This is a genomic window from Egibacter rhizosphaerae, from assembly GCF_004322855.1.
Taxonomy (GTDB): Bacteria; Actinomycetota; Nitriliruptoria; order Euzebyales; family Egibacteraceae; genus Egibacter; species Egibacter rhizosphaerae.
In genome coordinates, this window is the sequence record NZ_CP036402.1 from 2,716,295 (window position 1) to 2,737,704 (window position 21,410).

A 21,410-nucleotide genomic window follows, 5' to 3' on the forward strand; every position below is an offset into this window, starting at 1 on the left:
GAGCCTCCATGCGCTACCGCCATATCGCACCGGGCCTCGAAGTGAGCGAGGTCGGGTTCGGCAACTGGACGGTGACGACCGGGTGGTGGGGCGACTACTCCCGCGAGGAGGCGGTGCGGTTGCACCGCGAGGCGTTCGATCACGGGATCACGTTCTTCGACACCGCGGACGCGTACGCGGAGGGTTACGGCGAGGAGGTCCTCGGGGAGGCCCTCGCGGGCGTGCGTGACGACGTCGTGATCGGGACGAAGTTCGGCTACGACATCTCCGACGAGGCGACCGTCGCGCGACGCGGGCAGCAGGAGCGCAGCAAGGACTTCGGCCTCGGCAACGTGAAGGAGGCGCTCGAGGGCAGCCTGCGACGCCTCGGCGTCGACTGCATCGACCTCTGGCAGCTGCACAACCCGCGGATGGCGCACCTCGACGACGACGACCTGTTCGAGTATCTTGAGGAGGCCAGGGAGGCCGGCAAGATCCGCCACTACGGCGTCGCACTCGGCCCCAAGATCGGGTGGCTCGACGAGGGCGTGCACGCCATGCGCACCCGCGAGGTCGCCGCGGTGCAGATGATCTACAACCTGCTCGAGCAGGACCCCGGCCGCGATCTGCTCGCGGTCGCGCGCGAGACCGACACGATGATGGCGGTTCGCGTGCCCCACTCCTCGGGGATGCTCGAGGGCAACCTGACCGAGGACACCGTGTTCCCGCAGGGGGACCACCGCCGCCACCGTCCCCGCAGCTGGCTCGTGGAGGGGGTGCGCAAGATCGCCACCCTGGATTTCCTCACCGAGGAGCGCACGCTCGGGCAGGCCGCGCTGCGCTGGATCCTCGCCGACCCGAACGTCGCCACGACGTTGCCCAACATCTACTCGATCGACCAGATCGAGGAGTTCGCGGGTGCCGCGGACGTGCCCGACCTCGCCCAGTGGGAGCTCGCCCGCATCCAGGCGTTGTACGCCGAGAACTTCGGGGTCGAGCCCGGCGGGGAGGCGGTGGCCGCCAACGAGCACGGCGCTCCGGGGGCCGTCGAGGGGGATCGGACGAACCGGGAGCACGCTGACGCGCCGTTGTCGCAGGCCCTGGAGGGATGACGATGACCGCCGACCGGTCCTCCGCGCTGTACGAGCGTGCTCTGGAGGTCATCCCTGGAGGCGTCAACTCACCCGTGCGCGCCTTCGGGTCGGTGGGCGGCACGCCCCGCTTCGTGGCCGAGGGCGAGGGGGCGCGTATCACCGACGTCGACGGGCATCGCTACCTCGACTACGTGTGCAGCTGGGGCCCGCTGATCCTCGGCCACGCGCAGCCCGACATCGTTGCCGCGGCGCGTGCGGCGCTCGAGCGGGGCTCGAGCTTCGGGACCCCGACCCGGGGGGAGGTCGAGCTCGCCGAGGCCATCGTCGAGCGGGTGCCCTCGGTCGAGCAGGTGCGGCTGACCTCCTCGGGCACCGAGGCCGGCATGAGCGCCGTGCGGCTCGCCCGCGGCGCGACGGGCCGGCACAAGGTCGTGAAGTTCGCGGGCCACTACCACGGGCACTCCGACGCCCTGCTCGCCGCGGCGGGCAGCGGGGTCGCCACCCTCGGCATCCCCGGCACCCCCGGCGTCACCGAGGGCGCGACGGCGGACACCATCGTGGTGCCATGGAACGACCGTGAGGCCGTCGAGGAGGCGTTCGCCGAGCACGGCGACGACATCGCGGTGCTCGCCTGCGAGCCGGTGGCCGCGAACATGGGGGTGGTCCCGCCGGACGAGGGGTACCTCGCGTTCCTGCGCGGAATCACGGCCCGCCACGGCGCGCTGCTGCTGTTCGACGAGGTGATGACCGGGTTCCGAGTCGCGCGCGGTGGCGCGCAGGAGCACTACGGCGTCACGCCCGACCTCACCACGTTCGGCAAGGTCGTCGGTGGCGGGTTCCCGCTGGCCGCGTTCGGCGGGTCCGCGGACGTGATGCGCCACCTCGCGCCGACCGGGCCCGTCTATCAGGCGGGCACGCTCTCGGGGAACCCGGTCGCCGTGGCCGCCGGCCTCACCCAGTTGCGCCTGCTCGACGACGCCGCGTACAAGACCCTCGACGGGCTCGCCGACCGGCTGATCGATGGGCTGGCGAACGCGTTCCAGCAGGCCGGGATCGGGGTGCACGTGCAGCGGTGCGCGTCCCTGTTCAACGTGTTCTTCGCCGACGCGCCGGTGCGCGACTTCGCGGGGGCGCAGACCGCCGACACCGAACGCTTCGCGGCGTTCTTTCGCGGGATGCTCGCCCGCGGGTTCCACCTGCCGCCGTCGCAGTACGAGGCGATCTTCGTGAGCCTGGCCCACACCACCGAGGACATCGACGCAACCGTTGCCGCCGCGACCGAGACCGCGGCCGAGCTGTCGTGACGGCGGCGGGGGCTGCGGGGAGGGGGTCGGCGTCGGCCGAGGAGCCCGAGGCCGCGCTCGACGAGCGGCGCGGATCCGGGGTGGACGAGCCCCCGCCGGGGATCAGCGACCCGCCCCCCGAGGCCGCGACAAGGCGGACCCTGCTGCTCGGGCTCGCAGCGACGGCCGCCGTGCTCGTCGCGGCCGGCGCGCTCGCGGTCGCGGGGGCGTCGGACCCCGACGACGCGGCGGTGCCCGAGCGGATCGGGGAGGAGCCGGACGGGCCCGTCGACGAGGTGGGTTCCGCGCCGGGGGAGCAGGCCCCCGACGACATCCCGACGGTCGAGCCCGGCGAGCAGCCCGACGTCGTCGAGGAGCTGGACGAGGACCTCGTCCCCGACGAGGCGATGCCGCTGCCTCGGGAGGAGCTCGAGGCGTTCGCCGACGGTCCGCCGGTCGACCTGGCCGACATGGTGGGCGAGCCGCTGGTGGTCAATTTCTGGGCGAGCTGGTGCGGGCCGTGCGCCGACGAGATGCCCGAGCTGCAAGCGGTCTCGGAGTCCCGAGACGACGTGCAGGTCCTCGGTGTGAACCTCGAGGACCGCGAGGACGACGCCCGCGAGACCGTGCAGGAGACGGGGGTCACCTATCCGCTCGCGGCGGATCCGCAGGGCGAGCTGTTCCAGGCGGTGCAGGGGTTCGGCATGCCGACGACGTTGTTCGTCGATCTCGACGGCGTGGTGCGCTACCACCACACCGGGCCGCTGGAGGCCGGGCAGATCGAGGACCTCGTCGACGAGCACCTGGAGCCCGTGAACGGGTGATCCGTCCCTCGCGGCACGCCGGGACGAACGCCCCTACGACCACGGACGAAGGTCCCCGCCTCAACTGGCGACCTGATCCGTGCATCGGTACAGTCCCGCGCAAGGTGCCCGATGATGGCGTCGCAGGAAGCGGCGCGGATCGCTGGTGCCCACCGGGCGATGACCCGCCGGAGCAGAGTACGACGAGAGGGCCAGGGTGGACTGGATCGCAGAGTTCTTCGGGACCCTGCCGGAACTCTTCAGTTCGCTGTGGGAGTTCGCCGACGGGACGCGTGGACTGCTCGTGACGTTCGGCAGCGCCGGAGCGGTCGTGCTGTTGTGCGTGCTCGCCGCCGTCTTCCGTGACCGGCAGGGTTGGCAGTCGGCCGTCTTCGGGGCCATGGCGGCACTCGTCGGCGCCTTCTGGTTGTTCGGCGTGATCCCGTCGGCATGGACGAACTTCGCGAACGACTACGAGGCCCTGTTGTCCGGGCTCTACATCCCCGGGGAGCTCGTCACCCCGCAGGTCACGATCCTCGGCCTCGTCACGATCCCCGAACTCGAGGTGGCCACCGACCTCTACCTGGTCATCCGCGACAGCGTGGCCATGGTCATCACCTTCATCGGTGTTGGCGTGCTCGTGTTCGTCGCGTTGTGGGTCCAGAAGCGGTACCCCCGCACGCTGGCGCCCGACGAGCGGCCACGGCCCGAGACCGGTGGCCGCACCGACGTCGGCGCGGCCCGCCCATGAGCACCGCAGCCCGTCCCGCCACCAGCCGGAGTAGGTAAGCAGCCCATGGCGCAGAACACCAAGCCCAGCGAGGTGAAGGCCCGCCTCAAGGACAGCGTGGTCTGGAAGTCGATCTTCCGGCCGGGGTCCGTCTATCGCGCGGGGTATCGCGACACGGCCCGCGATCGTGCCCTCGCCGCGATGAACAACTTCGTGTACCACATTCACCCGGTGAAGGTGAAGCGACACGGGTTGAAGCTCACCTACACGTACTGCCTCGGCGGCACGAGCTTCTTCCTGTTCATCGTGCTGACCATCACCGGCATCTTCCTGATGTTCTTCTACCGCCCCGCGGCGGGACCGGGCCAGGAGCTCGCGTACCTCGACATCGAGAACCTGCGCACGTCGGTGCAGTTCGGCGAGCTCGTCCGGGCTATGCACCGCTGGGCGGCGCACCTGATGACCTTCGCGGTCTTCCTGCACATGGCGCGGGTCTTCTACCACGGGGCCTACAAGCCACCGCGGGAGTTCAACTGGGTGGTGGGCGTGATCCTGCTCCTGCTCACGTTGCTGCTCGCGTTCACCGGCTACCTCCTGCCTTGGGACCAGCTCGCCTACTGGGCGGTCGCGGTCGGGACGGACATGGCCGGGTTCACCCCCGTGTTCGGCGACCAGGTGCAGTTCCTGCTGCTCGGTGGGGTCGAGATCGGACCCGAGACGCTGATCCGCTGGTACGTACTGCACGTGCTGCTGTTGCCGTTCGTGTTGACGATGTTCCTCGCGATCCACTTCTGGCGGATCCGCAAGGACGGCGGCATCTCCGGACCTCTGTGAGTCGCGCTATGAATGTCAGGGACGGGAGCCGCACGCGCGAGAGAGGGAGCGCCTGATGGCCGACGAGCAGGGCGCGGCCGGCCAGACCAACGGCGGCGTCGATGAGGAGCTCTACGAGCGCCTGATCGCCGAGGGCAAGAGCGAGCGGATCGCCCGCGCGAAGGCGCGCGCCGCGGCCGTGCGCCGCGGCGGGGACACCGGCGACGGCGCCGACGGCGGGGTGGCGACCGCGTCGCGCACCCTCTCGGCGTCCGAGCGCCGCGAGCGGGTGGAGACCGCGCTCGCGGGGCGCCAGCAGGGCCTCGAGGCGACCGGTGCCGCGACGCCGGGTGAGGGCTCCCAGCGGATCCGCAGCGTGCAGGACACGGTGTTCACGTGGCCGCACCTGATCAGCCAGGAGGCCGTGGCGGCGCTCACGGTGCTCGCGGCGCTGACGCTGTTCAGCGCGTTCGCGCCGGCCCCGCTGCAGGAGCTCGCGAACCCGGACGTGACCCCGAACCCCTCCAAGGCGCCCTGGTACTTCATGGGCCTGCAGGAGATGCTGATCTATCTGCACCCGATGATCGCCGGGATCACGATCCCCGGGATCGTGGCCGTCATCGGGCTGATCCTGCTGCCCTTTATCGACAAGAATCCGTCGGTGAGGCCCGACAACCGCAAGACGGCCTACGCGCTGTTCACGACGGTTCTCGTGGGGGCCGCGGTCCTGACCATGATCGGGTCGTTCTTCCGGGGGCCGGGGCAGGCGTGGTTCTGGCCGTGGGTCGACGGAATCTGGTTCGTCCTGTAGGAGGACCCTATGTTGAGCACGATCGCGGTGATCCTCGCGGCAGGGCTCCTGATGGCGCTGCTGGGGGCAGCCGCGGGTCTCTGGTGGATGCGCCGGGCCATGCGCCGGCCGGTCCGCGTGTGCGCCGCACCCGCGGACGGTTGCGACGGGTGCCCGTCGTCGGGCGGCAGCGGCCCGCGCTTCGCCCCGCAGCTCGCGTTCGCCGCCGCGTCCGGGGGTGGTGGCAGCGGCGGTGCCGGGGGCGAAGCGCCCGAGTCGCGGGGCCCCGACCGCCGCACGTTCCTGCGCGGCGCGCTCGGCCTGTCCAGCCTCGGGGCCGTCGGCAGCTTCGGGGCCGCGAGCATCGCCTTCCTGTGGCCGGACACGCGCGGCGGCTTCGGGGCCGTCCTCGAGGTCGGACACGTCGACGACGTGCTGAACGACATCGACGAGGCCGACGGCGCCTTCGAGTTCACGCCCGGCCGAGCACGGCTGGTGCGCTACGACCCGGAGGACGACACCGAGGACGCCTACCTGGAGCTGACCCAGGAGGGCGAGTCCCCGGTCCTGGCGCTCTACCAGGTCTGCCCGCACCTCGGCTGCGCGGTGCCCTGGTGCGACTCGTCGCGGTGGTGGGAGTGCCCCTGCCACGCGTCGGCCTACAACCGCTGGGGCGAGTTTCAGGACGGTCCGGCGCCCCGCGGGATGGACCGCTTCCGAGTGGAGATCAGCGACGACGGCATCCTCTCGGTCGACACGACCGAGATCATCGACGGCCCGTCCCGTGGCCAGCAGTCGTTGATCCAGCCACGCGAGGGGGACGCGTGCGTCTAGCCCTCGCCGGCCCGGTCGCCGCGAGCGAGCGCGGGCTCCCGGACCCGGTCGCCCCGACCAAAAGGCACGCCACGTGAACGACGCCGGACTGCTCATCGCGATCCTCGTCATCGCCGTCCTGGTGGCGACGGGGTTGCTCTGGTACGGCGCCGGACGCTCGCGGCGGCGCTCCCAGCGTGCGCAGGAGCTCCCGCCCGCCATGCGCCCGGCCTACTCCGACGAGCAGCTCGAGAAGGGCGTGCTGGAGCGCTGGATGGGGTGGGGCTTCGTGCTGTCCGCGTTCTTCGCGATCGGCTTGCCGGTGTACTGGGCGTTCGAGACGCAGCGCATCCAGACCGAGGAGCAGGAGCGCTACGTCCACTCGGTGGCGGAGGGGGAGCAGCTCTACGTCGACAACTGCGCCGAATGCCACGGCTCCGAGCTCGGGGGTGGTGCGGCCCCGTCCCCGTACGACGCCGAGGAGACCTGGCCGGCGCCCGCGCTGAACAACATCGTCCAGCGTTACGAGGAGAACGAGAACGTCGACGACGTGCGTGATCACATCACCCTCACGCTCGAGCGGGGCATCCAGGGCACCCCGATGCCGGTGTACGGCGTCGCCTACGAGGGGCCGTTCACCGATCAGGAGATCCAGCACGTCGCCGACTACATCCTCGCCCGCCAGGAGGCCGGGGCGGCCGCCGAGGAACCCGAGGATCCCGACGAGAACGGCGAGGCCGACGAGGACGAGGCCGACGAGGACGAGGCCGACGAACCCGAGGATCCCGACGAGAACGGCGAGAACGACGAGGCGGCGAGCGCGGCGGACGGCCCGCTGCAGGTCAGCGACCAGACGGGCGAGGAGCTCTACGCCGCGAACTGCGCCCAGTGCCACGGGGACGAGGGCCAGGGCCGGGTCGGCCCGTCCCTGGTCGGGGTGACCGAGCGCCACGGCGAGGAGACGCTGATGGGGATCCTGCGGCAGGGGATCTATCAGCCGTGGACGCCGATGCCGGCGTTCCAGCAGGGCTGGTACTACCAGGACGCTCGGTACGACGACGATGCGCTGGAGCGGATCGTAGACTACCTGCACGACCTCCAGCCCGACGAGATCCCCGAGGACTTCGAGCGCTGGCAGACCCCCGGCGTCGAGCACGGACCCGATTTCGGTCCGCGTCCTCCCGGCGACGAGGACGACGAGGACGACGAGGACGACGAAGACGAAGACGCGGACGAGGACGACGGGGACGACGAGGACGACGGGGACGGCGTCGCGCGGAACGCGCGCTCGGACGGAGGCCGCTAGATGCTCGACGCCCTCTCGCCGCTGAGCCAGATGCCGTTCGCCGAGCACCTCGGGGTGCTGCTGGCGAAGGCGGAGTTAGTGCCGCCGGACGACTGGCGCGCCCAGGCCGCCCTGCCGGTGGGGATCCTGTTCCTCCTGGGTGGCGTCTTCATGTTGCTGCGCTCGAACCTGGGCACGCGTCGCGCCTACCTGTTGCAGGCCTCCTGCTTCTTCGGGTTCATGGTCTTCATGGGCGCGTTCTGGGCGTTCGGCGTGCCCGGCTCCGCGCAGTACGCGGGACCCACGTCGCTGCCCGGTCAGCCGCCCGGTTTCATGGAGCCGGACTGGGTGGCCTTCGCGCCGGACTCGCAGGTCGCGGAGATGCCCGAGTACGAGGTGGTCCAGGACTTCCCCGAGGGCTTCCAGCCGGTGCCCGCCGACTTCGAGGGCCAGTGGGACGCCTCCGCCGACGAGGGCGTCGACGAGATCATCAACTTCTTCGCCACCGAGGAGGCGGGTGAACTGACCGAGGCCACCTGGGCCGACGATCCGGAGTTCACCACGGCGGTGGCGATGGCGGAGAACGACCGCCCGATCGTGGCCGCGCAGGTGCGTGAGATCGACGAGGACACCGGTGAGGCCGATCCCGAGGGCGACTCGTACTTCGCGTTCGCGTTCTACGACCCCGGCAGTCCCGGACTGCCGGCGCAAATGATCATCCTGCTGGGCCTCATCGGCTTCGTCCTCCACGTCCTGCTGCTCGGGTGGGACGAGCGGGAGGAGCGCCGCCGGCGCGAACGGGACCTGGCTGACGAGGAGGCGGAGGACGCCGACGAGCGGGTGCCCACCCCGGCGTGAGCCGGGAGGCACCTCCCGCAGCTGAACCAGCACAGAAGCCCGTCATCGGGCGGTCACCGCCCGGCGGCGCTCCTAGACTGGCGGCGATGCGCCCGATCGCAACGATGCTCCTGCTGGGGTCCCTGCTCCTGCTCGGTGCCTGCACGAGCGGTGGCGACGACACCGGGCAGGGCTTCGTCGGCGGCTCCGGCAGCGTGAGCTTCGAGCCGGACGAGCGCGAGCCCGCTCCCGACGTGTCCGCGGAGACGCTCGAGGGCGAGGAGCTCGCGCTCGACGACCACGAGGGGATCGTCGTGCTGAACTTCTGGGCGTCGTGGTGCGGCCCGTGCGCGCGCGAGGCCCCGGACCTCGTGGCGACCCACGAGGCCTACGCCGACCGGGGGGTCGACCTGCTCGGGGTGAACGTGCGCGACTCGCGGGCGAACGCCCGGTCGTTCGAGCGCGACTTCGACAAGCCGTACCCCTCCTGGTTCGACGACGCGTCGACGATCGCTGCCGACTTCGGCGACATCGGCCCGGAGGCGCTGCCCACGACGATCATCATCGACGAGGATCGGCGCGTGGCGAGCCGCTTCTTCGGGCGGGTGACCGCGGATCAGCTCGCCGACCGTCTCGACGAGTTGCTCGACGAGGCCGCGGCGCGAACCCCTGCGTCTGGTGAGCGGGCGCCCGCCGCCGCCGGTTCGGGGCAGCCGTGAGCGCACCCGTGGTCGCCGCGGCCGTCCAGTGCACGGGACCGATCTGTGAAGCGGTCGTCAACGCGAACGTCCTGCTGGCCGCGCCGATCGCGCTCGCGGCGGGCATCGTGTCCTTCGCCTCGCCGTGCGTCCTCCCGCTGGTCCCCGGCTACCTCTCGTACATGACCGGGTTGTCCGGCGCGGAGCTCGCGCACAGCGCCCGCGGGCGCGCGCGGGTGGTGATCGGCGGGCTCCTGTTCACGCTCGGCTTCGCGATCCCCTTCACGCTCCTCGGCCTGGTCGGTGGCGCGATCTCGACCCAGCTGCTGCATCCGGCCTGGCAGGCGGTGCTCGGGGTGCTCGTCGTGGCGCTGGGGCTGGCGATGACGGGCCTGTTGCCGTTGGACCTGCTGAACCGGGAGAAGCGGCTCAACGCCCGCGCGATCGACGGGGGAGCGCTGGGAGCGATGCCGCTCGGGTTCGTGTTCGGGGTCGGCTGGACGCCCTGCATCGGGCCTGCGCTGTCGGCGATCCTGGCGCTCACGGCGGTCGGCAGCGGCGGGAGCATGGCTCGTGGTGGGGTCCTCGCGTTCGTCTACGCGCTCGGGCTCGGGGTGCCGTTCATCCTCGCCGGGCTGCTGTTCCACCGTGCGGGCAGGGCGCTGGAGGTCCTGCAGCGCAACGCGCGGCGCGTCCAGATCGGTGGGGGTCTGGTCCTCGTCGCGGTCGGCGTCGCGATCGCGAGCGGTCTCTGGGCGAGCCTCATCAACGCCATGCGCCCGTTCATCACCAGCTTCGAGACGATCCTCTGATGACCGCACCGTCGCGATCGGGGCAGGCGGGCGAGGCACCCGCGCCGGGCCAGGAGGACCAGGCAGGTCAACAGGCCCGCGCACGCGGCGAGCGTGCCGCCGGCGGCCGGAAGGGCGCGCCGGGCGGGGTGTTGGGTCCCGGCGAGACCGTCGTGTGGCTCTGGCGGCGGCTGCGGCGCATGTCGACCGCTTTGTGGCTCCTGTTCGCACTCGCCGCCGCGAGCCTGATCGCGACGTTCGTGCCGCAGGAGCCGGTGATCCCGACGACGGTCGCGGACTGGCGGGAGGGCGTCGAGGGCCCGGGGCCGGAAGTGGCGGCCGCGTTCGACGCGCTGGGGCTCTTCGACGTCTACGGGTCGTGGTGGTTCATCGCGGTCGTCGTGCTGCTGTTCGTGAGCCTCACCGGATGCCTCATCCCGCGCTGGAAGGCGTTCGCCGTGCAGGTGCGTCGCCCCCCGGTGGCCGGGCGCAACCTCGATCGGCTGTCGCACCGCCGCGAGATCGCCACGGATCGTTCCCCCGAGGAGGCGCTCACCGCGGCCGAGCGCGTGCTGCGGCGGCACCGGTTCCGGCGACGCCGTGTGGCCCCCGACGAGGCATCCGTCGCCGGCTCGGGCACCGGCTCCGCCCGGAGCCGCATCGCGGCGGAACGGGGCCATTGGCGCGAGGGCGGCAGCCTCCTGTTCCACACCTCCTTCTACGTGCTGCTCGCCGGCGTCATCGGCGGTCACGCCCTGGGGTTCTTCGGCCAGGTCAACGTGGTCGAGGGTGATGCGTTCACCGACACCCGGATCGCCTACGACCGGGCGGAACCCGGCGCGCTCTTCGGTGCCGACTCGCACCGCGGGTTCACGGTCCGCCTGGACGAGTTCGACGTCCGGTTCGCGCCGAACCAGGTGCCGAGCGAGTTCGTCTCGAGCGTTACCGTGCTCGAGGAGGGCGAGGAGGTCCACGAGGACGAGGTCCGGGTCAACGACCGCCTCGAGTACGCGGGGATGAACCTCTACCAGATGCGCTGGGGCTATGCGCCCGAACTCCGGGTGCGCAGCGGCGACGAGCCGCTCTACGAGGACCATCTGATGCTGCGCGAAGAGGACACCGGTGCGTGGACCGGGGTCGCGAAGGTGGCGGTCGGGGACCCGCAGATCGCCCTCGAGGTGCTGCTGATCCCCGACTTCGGCGTCACCGACGACGGCGAAGTGGTCAACCGCGGGCCCGAGGCCGAGAACCCCCGGCTGTTCGGCAACCTGTGGGTCGGCGACCTCGGCTTCGAGCGTGCGCTGCCAGCGGCGGAGTTCGACCGCGAAGGGGGCGAGCGCCTCGCGACGGTGGAGCTCGAGCCGGGCAGCACGCAGCAGTTGCTCGGCGACGACCTCGTGCTCGACTTCGACGGGGTGGCGCACTGGTCCGGCTTCCAGGTCGCGCACCAACCCGGGCGGGGGGTCCTGCTGTTCGCCGCGGCGTTGCTGCTGGCCGGCCTGGTGCCCTCGCTGTACGCCTACCGGCGCCGGCTGTGGGTCGACGTCCACCCGAGCGGACAGGGCAGCGCGGTGCGGGTCGCGGGGGTCGCGCAGCAGCGGGGCGAGCGATTCGCCGACGAGTTCGAACGGGTCGGCCGGGAGCTCGAGGACGCTCTGGCGGGGGAACCGCGGGCCTCGTCGGATGCGAGGATGGGCCCGGCCGGCGAGGATTCGAGCGAGCCCCGCCCATGGGGGGACGAGTCGATCGGTCCGGACGAATCGAGCGAGGAAGCCGATGCCCGACGCTGAGATGTTCAACGAGGCCTGGAACACCGCGTCCAACAACCTGTTCTACGGGGCGCTGATCGCCTACCTCGTGGGGATGGTCGGCTACTTCTTCCGGATGGCGTACACGCACGTCGGGCCCGACGGGACCCAGGCCACCAGCCCCATCGGCCGGCGCGTGGGGCTGGCCGCGACCGTCGTCACCGTGGGAGGGGCCGCCGCGCACCTCGTGAGCATCGTGCTCCGGGGACTTGCCGCGGGGCGCGCGCCGTGGGCGAACATGTACGAGTACTCGTCCGGCCTCGCGTTCCTCGTCGTGGTCATCGGGTTGATCGTCCTGCAGCGCCGCTACGGCTACACGCACGTGGTGGGGTTCGTGATCGCCCTCGCCGTGCTGATCATGGCCGGCGGCCTGATGCTGTACGCGGCCCCCGACCCCCTGCAGCCCTCACTGCAGAGTTGGTGGATCCGCGTGCACGTGAGTGCGGCGATGGTCGCCTCGTCGATCTTCACGGTCGCGTTCGTCGCGACCGCCCTGTACCTGGTGAAGGACACCGCCGAACGCCGGCTGGCCGAGCGCAGCGGCCAGGCGTTCGGGGGCTCGACCGTCGGCGCCGCCAACGTGGACGGTCCGTCGGGCCGACCGGAGGACGAGGTCGCGATCGACGCCGACGCGCCGATGGTCGCGCCTGCCACGGCGCAGCGGGAGGTGCTGGGCCTGTGGCCGTTCCTGGTCGTCCCGGCCGTGATCGTGGCGGGCTACGTGTTGGCGGTCTGGCAGGCGCCGGTGGCTGCGGTGATCTCGGGCGGCGTGGCCGCGCTGCTGGGCGGGTCGCTGCGCTACGCGGTGCCCTACCTGCCCGCCGCGGCCCAGCTCGACAACGTCGCGTACCGGACGGTGGCGTTCGCGTTCCCGATCTGGACGTTCGCGGTGATCGCGGGCGCGATCTGGGCCGAGGAGGCGTGGGGCCGCTACTGGGGGTGGGATCCCAAGGAGACCGCCTCGTTCGTGACCTGGGTGTTCTACGCCGGCTACCTGCACGCCCGAGCGACGCGCGGCTGGCGCGGGCGCGGTGCCGCGTGGATCGGCGTCGTCTCGTTCATCGCCCTGGTGGTGACGTTCTACGCCGTGAACCTCTTCGTGGTCGGCCTGCACTCCTACGCGGGCGTGTAGCCGCCGTGACGCCCGGTGCGACTCGGCCCCGTACGGGGCAAGGTCAGGCGTGGCCGTCCGGTTCGCCCAGCCGCTCGAGGACGGTGGTGGTGATCGAGGCGAGCGCGTCGAGTTGCTGTGGGTCGAGCAGGTCGATCAGGTACCGGCGGACGTGCTCCACGTGGGCGGGTGCGGCCGCCTCGATCGTTTCACGACCGTAGGCCGTGAGGACGACGTAGTCGCCCCGGCGGTCGCTCTCGCAGCCTTCGCGGGACACCAGGCCACGCCGCTCCATCCGCTTGAGGTGGTGCGAGAGCCGGCTCTTCTCCCAGTCCGTGAGCTCACACAGTTGGAAGGAGCGCAGCCGTCCGTCGGAGGCCTCGGACAGGTGGACCAGCACCTCGTAGTCGGCGAGTGACAGGCCCGCCGCGGCCAGCAGCTCGCGGTTCAGGCGCGTTGCCAGGCGCCCCTGCATGCGGACGAAGCCCCGCCAGGCCGCCAGCTCACGATCGTCGAGCCAGCGTGGCTCGCTCGTCCGCGGCGCCACGCCGCCCGTCCCGCTGGTCGTGTTCAGGCTCATCGAGTCGAGTGTAGCGCACCTATGGTTGACGCGTCATCAACTTGGGGTATGGTTGAGGTGTCAACGAGCAGATCACCTGTGTGCTGCCGACCCCGAACCCAAGGAGACACCGATGAGCACGGCCACGATCACGGACCACGAGCGCTTGACCGGCACGTACAGCATCGACCCCGACCACAGCCGGATCGGGTTCGTCGCCCGGCACGCGATGGTCTCCAAGGTGCGCGGCACCTTCAACGAGTTCGAAGGGACCGTGTACGCCGACGGCTCCAACCCCGAGAACTCCCGCGCCGAGCTCACCATCCAGGCCGCCAGCATCGACACGGCCAACGAGCAGCGCGACGGGCACCTGCGCAGCAACGACTTCTTCGCGATGGACCAGTACCCCGAGATCACCTTCGTCTCGACCTCGGTCGAGCAGGTCGGCGACCTCCAGTACAAGGTGCACGGGGACCTCACGGTGCGCGGCGTCACCCAGCCGGTCACCGTCGACGTCGAGCAGAACGGCGGCGTCGTCGACCCGTGGGGCTACCTGCGCGTCGGCTTCGAGGGCACGACGAAGGTCGACCGCAAGGACTTCGGCCTCACCTGGAACGCCTCCCTCGACGCCGGCGGCGTCCTCGTTGGCGACGAGGTCACCATCGAGGTCGAGATCGCCGCTGTGAAGGGCGAGTAGTACTCCGCGACCCACGGGGCGAGGCGCCGGGCCGCGCGGTCCTCGTCACCGTGGCGAGCCCGGCCCGTCGCGGTAGAGGTCGGCGGGCGTGGTGACCGCGGAGCCGTCGCGGGCGAGGACCTCCAGCGCCTCCGGTCGGGCGTACGGTCCGCCGGCGAGCGCATCGGCGAGGCGCGCCCGCTCGGCCTCCCCGTCGACGCCCGTCGCCCATCGCGCGGTCGCGGCCGCCGCCGGGGTGTCGCCGCGCAGGGCCAGGGCATCGATGCCGCCGTCCTCGGCGCCACGCCACCACGGCTCGCAGGCGCACTGCTCGCGTTCGCCGAGCCAGTCGCGAGCCACCGCGGCGAGCGTCTGCTGCTGGCTCGCGGCGATCCGGTCGCGGTGCGCGGCGAGCACCCCGCCGCCGCGCCCGAGCTCGAACGCCTCGCGGTGCGGCTGCACCAGCGCCAGCCACAGGCGCAGCAGCGGATCCCGAACCGTGTAGCGCACCTTGCGGGTGCGGCGCGCGTCGTCGCCCGCAGGCGTGAGCCGAGCGATCAGGCCGAGCTCCGCGAGCGTGTCGAGCGCCTCGCTCGTCGTGGCGGGGGCGAGGTGCGCGCGCTCGCGGATCGCGCCGAACGTGCCGGCCCCGAGCGCGACGAGTTCGAGGGTGCGCGCGGCGGCGGAGGCGGGGTTGAGCTCCTGCAGCACGACCGTGCCCTCGTCGCCCAGCGGCGCGCCCGGGCCGTCGAGCAGCTCGGTGAGGTTGTCCACCGCGTCGTGCCGGGGATCCCACAGCCCGAGGTAGCGGGGCATGCCCCCGACGGCGGTGTACGCCTCGAGCACGGCCTCGGGCTCGCCGTCGACGAGCAGCGGGGCCTCCCGCCACGAGAACGGTGCGAGGCGCACGTGCGCGTCCGCGCGGCCGAACAGCGGGGCGTCGGCGGCGACGAGCTCCTCCATCAGCCCCACGTGGCTGCCGGCCAGCACGAGCGACAGCCGTGCCTGCCCCCGGTGATCCCAGCGGGCCTGCAGCGTCGATGGCAGCGACGGATCGGCCTCGCACAGGTACGGGAACTCGTCCAGCACGACGAGCAGCGGGGTCTCCTCGCTGCGGGCGAACAGGTAGCCGAGCGCGGCGTCCCAGGAGTCGAGGTGCCCGAGGTCGAGCAGGTCACCGGGCATCGGCGGGACCGCGGCGCGGATGCGCTCCTCGAGACGTCGCAACGCCTCGCTGGCCGGCGCGCGCGTGCCCGGAAGGAAGATCGCGCGGCCGCCCTGCTCCTCCCACTCGCGGGCGTAGCGGTCGAGGAGTGCGGTCTTGCCCACCCGTCGGCGACCGGACACGACGGCGAGGCCCGGCTCGCGCCCGAGCGCCTTCTGGAGCGCGGACAGTTCACGTTCGCGGTTGACAAACTTCGGCATAACCGAAGTATGGCCGATCCGAAGCGACGATGCCAGGACCCGGCTCGGGTCCGTTCAGGTCGGGTCCGTGCAGGCGGTCAGTACTGCTTCTTGAGGTTGCGCGCCTTGACCTTGGAGGTGCCGACACCCTTGAACGAGCCCGGGTGGGTGCGCCAGAACATCGTCCAGACCGCGCCGACGACGATCAGGAGCGCGCCCAGCCCGAGCACGATCGGGTGCTGGACGAAGAAGTTCAGGGCGATTGCCGCCAACCCGAGCCAGATCGTGACCACGGCCCAGTTCGTGTCGGCCGTGCCGACGCTGCCGTAGGGTCCGGCGCCGGGACCGGTCGTCTGGTCGACCTCGTCGAGGGGGAACCTCGCCCAGTACCGGTCGTAGGACCGCGACTGGATGCGCTCGGGGTTGTCGAGGATGCTCGTCGGGCGACGGGGGAAGCGCTCGGGGTCGTGGGGCTCGGGCGGGGCGACGTCGGGGACCTCGCTGCCGTGTGACTCCACCTCGGTGGGCAGGTCGCGCTCCTGCTCGGGCAGCTGCTGCACCCGGGTGAACTCGCGCTGAGCCTGCGTGACGTAGTCACCGGCCTCGCGGTCCTCGTTGCCGATCCGGCGGACCATCGGCGCCGTGGCGTCGGGCTCGTCGGCTTCGGCTGCCTCGCTGCGCTCGGAAGCCTCGTCGGCCGCGGACCCCGTGCCGTTGTCCGGCTCGTTGGCCTCGTCGGTCTCGCCGGTCTCGTCCTCGTCGCGCCGCTCGGCCTCGGCGTCGCTCATCGCACGCTCCTCTCGACCCGTCGGGGGCCGTTCTACCGCGGCGCGCGCGGTTCCGCACACCGGCCCGTGCCGTCGAGCCCGCTCGGTCCGGGCAGCGCGTCGCGCCGGACCTTGCCGAGCGGCGTGCGCGGGATGGCGTCCACGGCGACGACGTCGCGGGGCGCGGCGGCCCGGCCGAGGCGTTCGGCGGCGTGCCGGCGCAGTTCCTCGAGGGTGGGCAGGTCGCGGTGGGTGGGCACGCACCAGGCGACGAGCCGTTCGCCCCACTCGGGATCGGGCAGCCCCCCGGCCGCCGCGTCGGCGATCCCCGGATGGGCGGCGAGACAGGCCGCCACGGCCTCGACGTCCACGGTCTCCCCACCGGTGGTGACCGCGGCGTCGAGGCGTCCCTCGACCACGAGCCGGTCGCCGTCCCACCGGCCCCGGTCGCCGGTGGCGAACCATCCGTCCGCGAACGCCTCCGCGGTGCGTGCCGGGTCGAGGTGGTACCCGTCGGAGAGCACCGGCCCAGTGACGTGGATCCGCCCGGTGTCGTCGAGCGCGACCCGCACACCGTCGAGCGGCCGGCCGTCGTAGACACAGCCCCCCGCGGTCTCGCTCATCCCGTAGCTCTCCACCAGGGGCGCGCCCGCGGCGACGGCGCGCTCGCGCACCTCGCCGGGCAGGGCCGCGCCACCCAGCAGCACCGTGCGATACCCCGAGAGGTCCACGCCCGCGTCCAGCAGCCGGGAGAGCATCGTCGGCACGAGCGCGACGCGGTTGGCGGGCGCGCGGGCGACCTCGCCGGGGTCGACGTCGGGCGCGCGGGCGAGCTCGGGCGCGCGGGCGATCTCGCCGGGGTCGAACGGCGCGACGATGCGGACCGGCGCGCCCAGGGCGCGGGCCCGGAGCAGGACGAGCAGCCCCGCGACGTGGTGGGGTGGCAGGCACGCCAACCACACGTCGTCGGGCCGGCTGTCGAGGCGGGCGAGACCCGCGGTCACGCTCGCCCGCAGCGCGCGGTGGGAGAGCCGCACGCCCTTGGGCGCCCCGCTCGAGCCACTGGTGGCGACGACCAGCGCGGTGCCACGCGGGACCGGTTCGGCCTCGGCCCGCCACTCGATGGTCGCCGACGATGCGACGTCCGCGGGGGTCGGGGGCGCGAATGGCCGGGTGCCGGCGGCGGGGGGCTCGACGACCGCTCGGGGGCGCAAGGTGGCGAGGAGCCGGTCGCGGGCCGGCGGGGCCAGCTCCGGGTCGATCGGCAGGACGGCCGCCCCGCGCGCCCACACCGCGTCGACGGTCGGCAGCAGCGCGGGACCGGGACGGGCCACGACCCCGACGAGCGGCGCGTGGGGGGCGTCCGCGGGTGCCGGTTCCAGCGATGCGACCACGCGGCCACGATACCCTGCGGCGATCCTGGCCCCGTGTGGCGGCCGAGCGGCGCCCACTCGGGGTCGGCGCGGTGTCGTCCCGGTGTCGTCCGCCGCTGCCCGTCCCGCTGCTCGATGGAGGTGCCCGTGGCCGCGTCCGCGCGCGTGTGGCTCGACGCGGCGCGCCCCGCCACGTTGCCGGCCGCGCTCTCCCCGGTGCTGGTCGGCACGGCGATCGCCGACGCGTTCGTGCCGTGGCGAGCGCTCGCCGCGCTGATCGTCGCGCTGGCATTCCAGGTCGCGGTGAACTTCGCCAACGACTACCAGGACGCGACCCGGGGCGTCGACACCGCCGAGCGCACGGGTCCGCGCCGGGCCGTGGCGTCGGGCACCGTGAGTGCCGCAGCGATGCGGAACGCGGCCGCGCTCGCGGTCGTCATCGCGTGCGCGGCGGGGCTCGCGCTCGCCGCGACGGTCTCGTGGTGGCTGATCGCCGTGGGCGCGTTCTGCGCGCTCGCGGCCTGGGCCTACTCCGGCGGACCCCGCCCGTACGCCTCCGCGGGGCTCGGTGAGGCCTTCGTGTTCGTCTGCTTCGGGCTCGTCGCCACCGTGGGCTCGGCGTTCGTGCACGACGCGGCCGTTCCCCCGGCGGCCTGGCCCGCGGCAGTCGCGATGGGGCTGCTCGCCTCGGCGATCCTGGTCGCCAACAACCTGCGCGACCTGCCCACCGACGAGGCGGCCGGCAAGCGCACCCTGGCGGTGCGTCTCGGCGATCGCCCCACGCGCTGGCTCTACGTCGCGCTGCTCACCGGAGCCTTCGTGTGCCTCCCGTTCGTCGCGTGGCTGGCGGGGGAGTGGCAGCCGCTGATCGCGCTCGTGGTGGGGCTGCAGGCCGTGCTCCCGTCCCAGGCGGTTCTGACGGGCGGCCAGAGCGGCCGGGGCGCCGCGGGATCCGAGCTGGTTCCGATCCTGATGGCCACCGCGCGGCTGCAACTGCTCGTCGCGTTGCTGGTCACCCTCGGGTTCATGCTGGCGGCCTGATGCACCCGTTCGTGATCCCGCTCACCACGCGGTTCCGCGGTGTCGACGAGCGCGCCGGGGTGCTCGTGGAGGGGGCCGCCGGTTGGGGCGAGTTCAGCCCCTTCCCCGAGTACCCGCCCGAGGTGGCCGCGCGCTGGGCCGCCGCCGCGCGGGAGGCCGCCAACGCCGGGTGGCCGGCCCCCCGGCGTGAGCGGGTGCCGGTCAACTGCCTCGTGCCCGCCGTCGGTCCCGACCGTGCCGCGGAGATCGTCGCCGCCAGCGGATGCGCGACCGCGAAGGTGAAGGTCGCCGAGCCCAGCCAGCCGCTGTCGGCCGACATCGACCGCGTCGCCGCGGTGCGCGCCGCCCTCGGGCCCGGCGGCCACGTCCGTGTGGACGCCAACGCCGCCTGGGACCTCGAGGCCGCCGAGCGGGCGCTGCGTGCCCTCGACCGGTACGCGCTCGAGTACGCCGAGCAGCCGGTTCCCGGCCTCGACGGACTCGCCGAGCTGCGCCGGCGGGTCGACGTGCCGCTCGCGGCGGACGAGGCGATCCGCACCGCCGACGACCCGCTGCGTGCGGCGAACACCGCCGCCTGCGACGTGGTCGTCGTCAAGGTCCAACCGCTCGGGGGGGTGGCACCCGCGTTGGAGATCGCGCACCGCTGCCACGAGCGCGGGGTCGCCACGGTCGTGTCCAGCGCCGTCGAGACCAGCGTCGGGCTGGCCGCGGGCGTCGCGCTGGCCGCGGCCCTGCCGGAACTCCCACACGCGTGCGGGCTCGGGACGCAGTCCCTGCTCACCGGTGACGTCGTGGTCGACCCGCTGGTGCCCGTCGCCGGCAGCCTGCCGGTCGGACCGCCGACCGTGGACCCCGAGGCGCTGGCGCGATGGACCCCGGACCCCGATCGGGCGGCCGCGCTCCGGGAGCGGCTGCGTGCCGCCGAGGCCGTCGTGGCCGGCGGGGACCCTCGATGAGTGCCCCGAACGCCTCCACCGCGATCGCGCGCGTCCTCGTCGACGAGCTCGCGCGGACCGGGGTAAACGATGTCGTGCTGGCGCCGGGCTCGCGCTCGGCGGCGCTGGCGGGAGCGCTCGCCGAGCACTCCGGCGTGCGGGTGCACGTGGCGCTCGACGAGCGCAGCGGCGGCTTCTGTGCCCTGGGGATCGCACGGGCCGCGGGTGGCCCCGCCGCCGTCGTGACCACCTCGGGCACCGCCGTCGCGAACCTCCTGCCCGCCGTGGTCGAGGCCGACGAGGCGGGGGCCGGCCTGCTCGTCGTCTCGGCGAACCGTCCCCCCGAGCTGCGGGGCACCGGGGCGAACCAGGCCATCGACCAGACCAAGCTGTTCGGCGACCACGTGCGCTGGTTCGCCGAGCTCGGGGTCGCCGAGGACCGAGCGGGCGCGCCCGCCGCGTGGCGGTCGACCGTGTGCCGCGCCGTCGCGGAGGCGCGCGGGGTGGGGGCCCGACCCGGACCGGTGCACGTCGACGTCGCGTTCCGTGAGCCCACCGTCCCCGCCAGCGACGACGGCCGCACCCGCGGGGAACCGTTCCGGACACCGCTCGACGGGCGGGCCGACGGGGAGCCCTGGACCCGCGTGACCCGCACGCTGGCCGAACCCGAGCCCGAGGAGCTCGACGACCTCGCCGCCCGCATCGCCGCGGCCCCGCGCGGCCTGGTCGTCGTCGGCGAGACCACGGCGCCGCCGGAGCCGATCCACCGCCTGGCCCGCGCGGCCGGTTGGCCGGTCGTGGCCGAGCCGTTGTCGGGCGCCCGCGACGGGGAGCTCGTGGTCGCGGCCGCCCCGTACCTCGCCGCCCACGAGGGCTTCGCGGCGTCCCACCGGCCCGATCTCGTCCTGCGCATCGGTCGCGGGGGACTCTCCCGTGCCCTGGGGTCGTGGCTCGGCGCGGACGTGTCGCAGGTGCTGCTCGACCCCCACGGGGCGTGGACCGACCCCGAGCGGGCGCTGTCGGGGATCCTCGTCGCCGATCCGGCGAGGGCCTGCGAGGGGCTGCGGAGACGGCTCGACGCCCTCGGAGCGGCGCTCGACCCGGCGTGGTTGGAGAGCTGGCGGGAGGCCGACGCGGGGGCCACCGACGCCCTGCACGCGGTCCTGGACGCCACCGACGCCCCGAGCGAGCCCCGTACCGCGCGCGACGTCGCCGCGGCCGCCCCTGATGGCGCCACCCTGGTCGTCGGGTCCTCGATGCCGGTGCGCGACCTCGACCTCGCGATGCGCCCCCGCGGCGGCCTGCGGGTGCTCGGCAACCGTGGCGCGAGCGGCATCGACGGGATCGTCTCCACCGCCCTGGGAGCGGCCCTCGGCGGACCCGGGCCGGTGCTCGGCCTCGTCGGCGACCTGTCGCTGCTGCACGACGCGAACGGGTTCCTGCTCGACGCGGAGGCCCAGCGGCTCGACTGCACGCTCGTGGTCGTCCAGAACGATGGTGGCGGCATCTTCTCGCTGCTCCCCCCGGTCGACCACCTGCCGTCCGAGGCGTTCGAGCGGTTGTTCTCGACCCCCCACGGCCGCGACGTCGCTGATCTCGCCCGACTGCACGGCGTGCCGCACACGCGTGTGGACCGTGCCGCGGCGCTGCCCGGGGCGGTGGGGGAGGCCGTCGCTGCCGGAGGGGTGCGGCTCGTGGAGGTCCGCACCGACCGGGAGGCCAACCGCGCGCTGCACCGCGATCTGCAGGCCGCGACCGCGCGGGCCCTCGACGCCCTCCCCTGATCCGGGCGGGGTTTCGTGCACGACTGAGCCGAATCC

Annotated in this window: 21 protein-coding genes; 17 read left to right on the plus strand and 4 right to left on the minus strand. The window is 73.1% G+C overall.

Annotated features, from left to right (window positions below; genetic code table 11):
* Positions 1-8: 8 nt before the first annotated feature.
* From ER308_RS12670 to ccsB, 13 genes are all read left to right on the plus strand, one after another.
* Positions 9-1,091 carry an aldo/keto reductase gene (locus ER308_RS12670; protein WP_131155330.1) on the plus strand — a complete coding sequence of 361 codons (1,083 nt, stop codon included), beginning with the start codon at positions 9-11 and terminating at the stop codon, positions 1,089-1,091.
* Positions 1,088-2,377, plus strand: coding sequence for a glutamate-1-semialdehyde 2,1-aminomutase (gene hemL, locus ER308_RS12675; RefSeq protein WP_131155331.1), 1,290 nt, complete (start codon positions 1,088-1,090; stop codon positions 2,375-2,377). Before ER308_RS12670 ends, hemL begins: the two co-directional genes overlap by 4 nt.
* Positions 2,374-3,180: a TlpA family protein disulfide reductase gene (locus ER308_RS12680; RefSeq protein ID WP_131155332.1), complete on the plus strand. Its 807-nt coding sequence runs from the start codon at positions 2,374-2,376 to the stop codon at positions 3,178-3,180. Before hemL ends, ER308_RS12680 begins: the two co-directional genes overlap by 4 nt.
* A 196-nt stretch (positions 3,181-3,376) precedes the next feature.
* Positions 3,377-3,910 (plus strand): hypothetical protein, encoded by a 534-nt coding sequence (locus tag ER308_RS12685; RefSeq protein ID WP_131155333.1) that lies wholly within the window; start codon positions 3,377-3,379, stop codon positions 3,908-3,910.
* A gap of 45 nt (positions 3,911-3,955) precedes the next feature.
* Positions 3,956-4,723, plus strand: coding sequence for a selenite/tellurite reduction operon b-type cytochrome ExtP (gene extP / locus ER308_RS12690; RefSeq protein ID WP_131155334.1), 768 nt, complete (start codon positions 3,956-3,958; stop codon positions 4,721-4,723).
* A gap of 55 nt (positions 4,724-4,778) precedes the next feature.
* Positions 4,779-5,513 (plus strand): cytochrome b family protein, encoded by a 735-nt coding sequence (locus ER308_RS12695; RefSeq protein WP_131155335.1) that lies wholly within the window; start codon positions 4,779-4,781, stop codon positions 5,511-5,513.
* Between the two features lie 9 nt (positions 5,514-5,522).
* A complete protein-coding gene (locus tag ER308_RS12700) occupies positions 5,523-6,326 on the plus strand; it encodes a QcrA and Rieske domain-containing protein (protein ID WP_131155336.1) in 804 nt (267 codons plus the stop codon).
* Between the two features lie 73 nt (positions 6,327-6,399).
* Complete coding sequence (locus ER308_RS12705; protein WP_131155337.1) at positions 6,400-7,611, plus strand: c-type cytochrome; 1,212 nt, start codon at positions 6,400-6,402, stop codon at positions 7,609-7,611.
* Positions 7,612-8,448: a hypothetical protein gene (locus ER308_RS12710; RefSeq protein WP_131155338.1), complete on the plus strand. Its 837-nt coding sequence runs from the start codon at positions 7,612-7,614 to the stop codon at positions 8,446-8,448.
* Positions 8,449-8,534: 86 nt separating this feature from the next.
* A complete protein-coding gene (locus tag ER308_RS12715) occupies positions 8,535-9,146 on the plus strand; it encodes a TlpA family protein disulfide reductase (RefSeq protein WP_131155339.1) in 612 nt (203 codons plus the stop codon).
* Positions 9,143-9,937 (plus strand): cytochrome c biogenesis CcdA family protein, encoded by a 795-nt coding sequence (locus ER308_RS12720; RefSeq protein WP_205745595.1) that lies wholly within the window; start codon positions 9,143-9,145, stop codon positions 9,935-9,937. The genes ER308_RS12715 and ER308_RS12720 overlap by 4 nt, the downstream gene beginning before the upstream one ends.
* Positions 9,937-11,706, plus strand: a complete 1,770-nt coding sequence (gene resB, locus ER308_RS12725; protein WP_131155340.1) for a cytochrome c biogenesis protein ResB — start codon at positions 9,937-9,939, stop codon at positions 11,704-11,706. The genes ER308_RS12720 and resB overlap by 1 nt, the downstream gene beginning before the upstream one ends.
* Positions 11,693-12,856: a c-type cytochrome biogenesis protein CcsB gene (gene ccsB, locus ER308_RS12730; RefSeq protein ID WP_165492065.1), complete on the plus strand. Its 1,164-nt coding sequence runs from the start codon at positions 11,693-11,695 to the stop codon at positions 12,854-12,856. Before resB ends, ccsB begins: the two co-directional genes overlap by 14 nt.
* A gap of 43 nt (positions 12,857-12,899) precedes the next feature.
* Here ccsB and ER308_RS12735 read toward each other — a convergent pair whose 3' ends face one another.
* Positions 12,900-13,415 carry a MarR family winged helix-turn-helix transcriptional regulator gene (locus ER308_RS12735; RefSeq protein ID WP_131155342.1) on the minus strand — a complete coding sequence of 172 codons (516 nt, stop codon included), beginning with the start codon at positions 13,413-13,415 and terminating at the stop codon, positions 12,900-12,902.
* Between the two features lie 112 nt (positions 13,416-13,527).
* Here ER308_RS12735 and ER308_RS12740 point away from each other — a divergent pair, with 112 nt between their 5' ends.
* Positions 13,528-14,091 (plus strand): YceI family protein, encoded by a 564-nt coding sequence (locus ER308_RS12740; RefSeq protein ID WP_131155343.1) that lies wholly within the window; start codon positions 13,528-13,530, stop codon positions 14,089-14,091.
* Between the two features lie 45 nt (positions 14,092-14,136).
* Here the strand turns inward: ER308_RS12740 and ER308_RS12745 are convergent, their stop codons facing one another.
* The 3 genes from ER308_RS12745 to ER308_RS12755 form a co-directional block, all read right to left on the minus strand.
* A complete protein-coding gene (locus tag ER308_RS12745; RefSeq protein WP_131155344.1) occupies positions 14,137-15,495 on the minus strand; it encodes an AAA family ATPase in 1,359 nt (452 codons plus the stop codon).
* Between the two features lie 77 nt (positions 15,496-15,572).
* Complete coding sequence (locus ER308_RS12750; protein ID WP_131155345.1) at positions 15,573-16,262, minus strand: hypothetical protein; 690 nt, start codon at positions 16,260-16,262, stop codon at positions 15,573-15,575.
* 32 nt (positions 16,263-16,294) lie between these two features.
* Positions 16,295-17,635 carry a class I adenylate-forming enzyme family protein gene (locus ER308_RS12755; RefSeq protein WP_205745596.1) on the minus strand — a complete coding sequence of 447 codons (1,341 nt, stop codon included), beginning with the start codon at positions 17,633-17,635 and terminating at the stop codon, positions 16,295-16,297.
* A 126-nt stretch (positions 17,636-17,761) separates the two neighbouring features.
* On the opposite strand from ER308_RS12755, the gene ER308_RS12760 reads away from it, so the two are divergent.
* The 3 genes from ER308_RS12760 to menD are packed head-to-tail and all read left to right on the plus strand — an operon-like array spanning position 17,762 to position 21,374.
* Entirely contained in the window at positions 17,762-18,655 is an 894-nt protein-coding gene (locus ER308_RS12760) for a 1,4-dihydroxy-2-naphthoate polyprenyltransferase (RefSeq protein ID WP_205745597.1), read from the plus strand.
* Positions 18,655-19,611, plus strand: a complete 957-nt coding sequence (locus ER308_RS12765; protein ID WP_131155347.1) for an o-succinylbenzoate synthase — start codon at positions 18,655-18,657, stop codon at positions 19,609-19,611. The genes ER308_RS12760 and ER308_RS12765 overlap by 1 nt, the downstream gene beginning before the upstream one ends.
* Positions 19,608-21,374: a 2-succinyl-5-enolpyruvyl-6-hydroxy-3-cyclohexene-1-carboxylic-acid synthase gene (gene menD, locus ER308_RS12770; RefSeq protein WP_131155348.1), complete on the plus strand. Its 1,767-nt coding sequence runs from the start codon at positions 19,608-19,610 to the stop codon at positions 21,372-21,374. Before ER308_RS12765 ends, menD begins: the two co-directional genes overlap by 4 nt.
* Positions 21,375-21,410 lie beyond the last annotated feature (36 nt).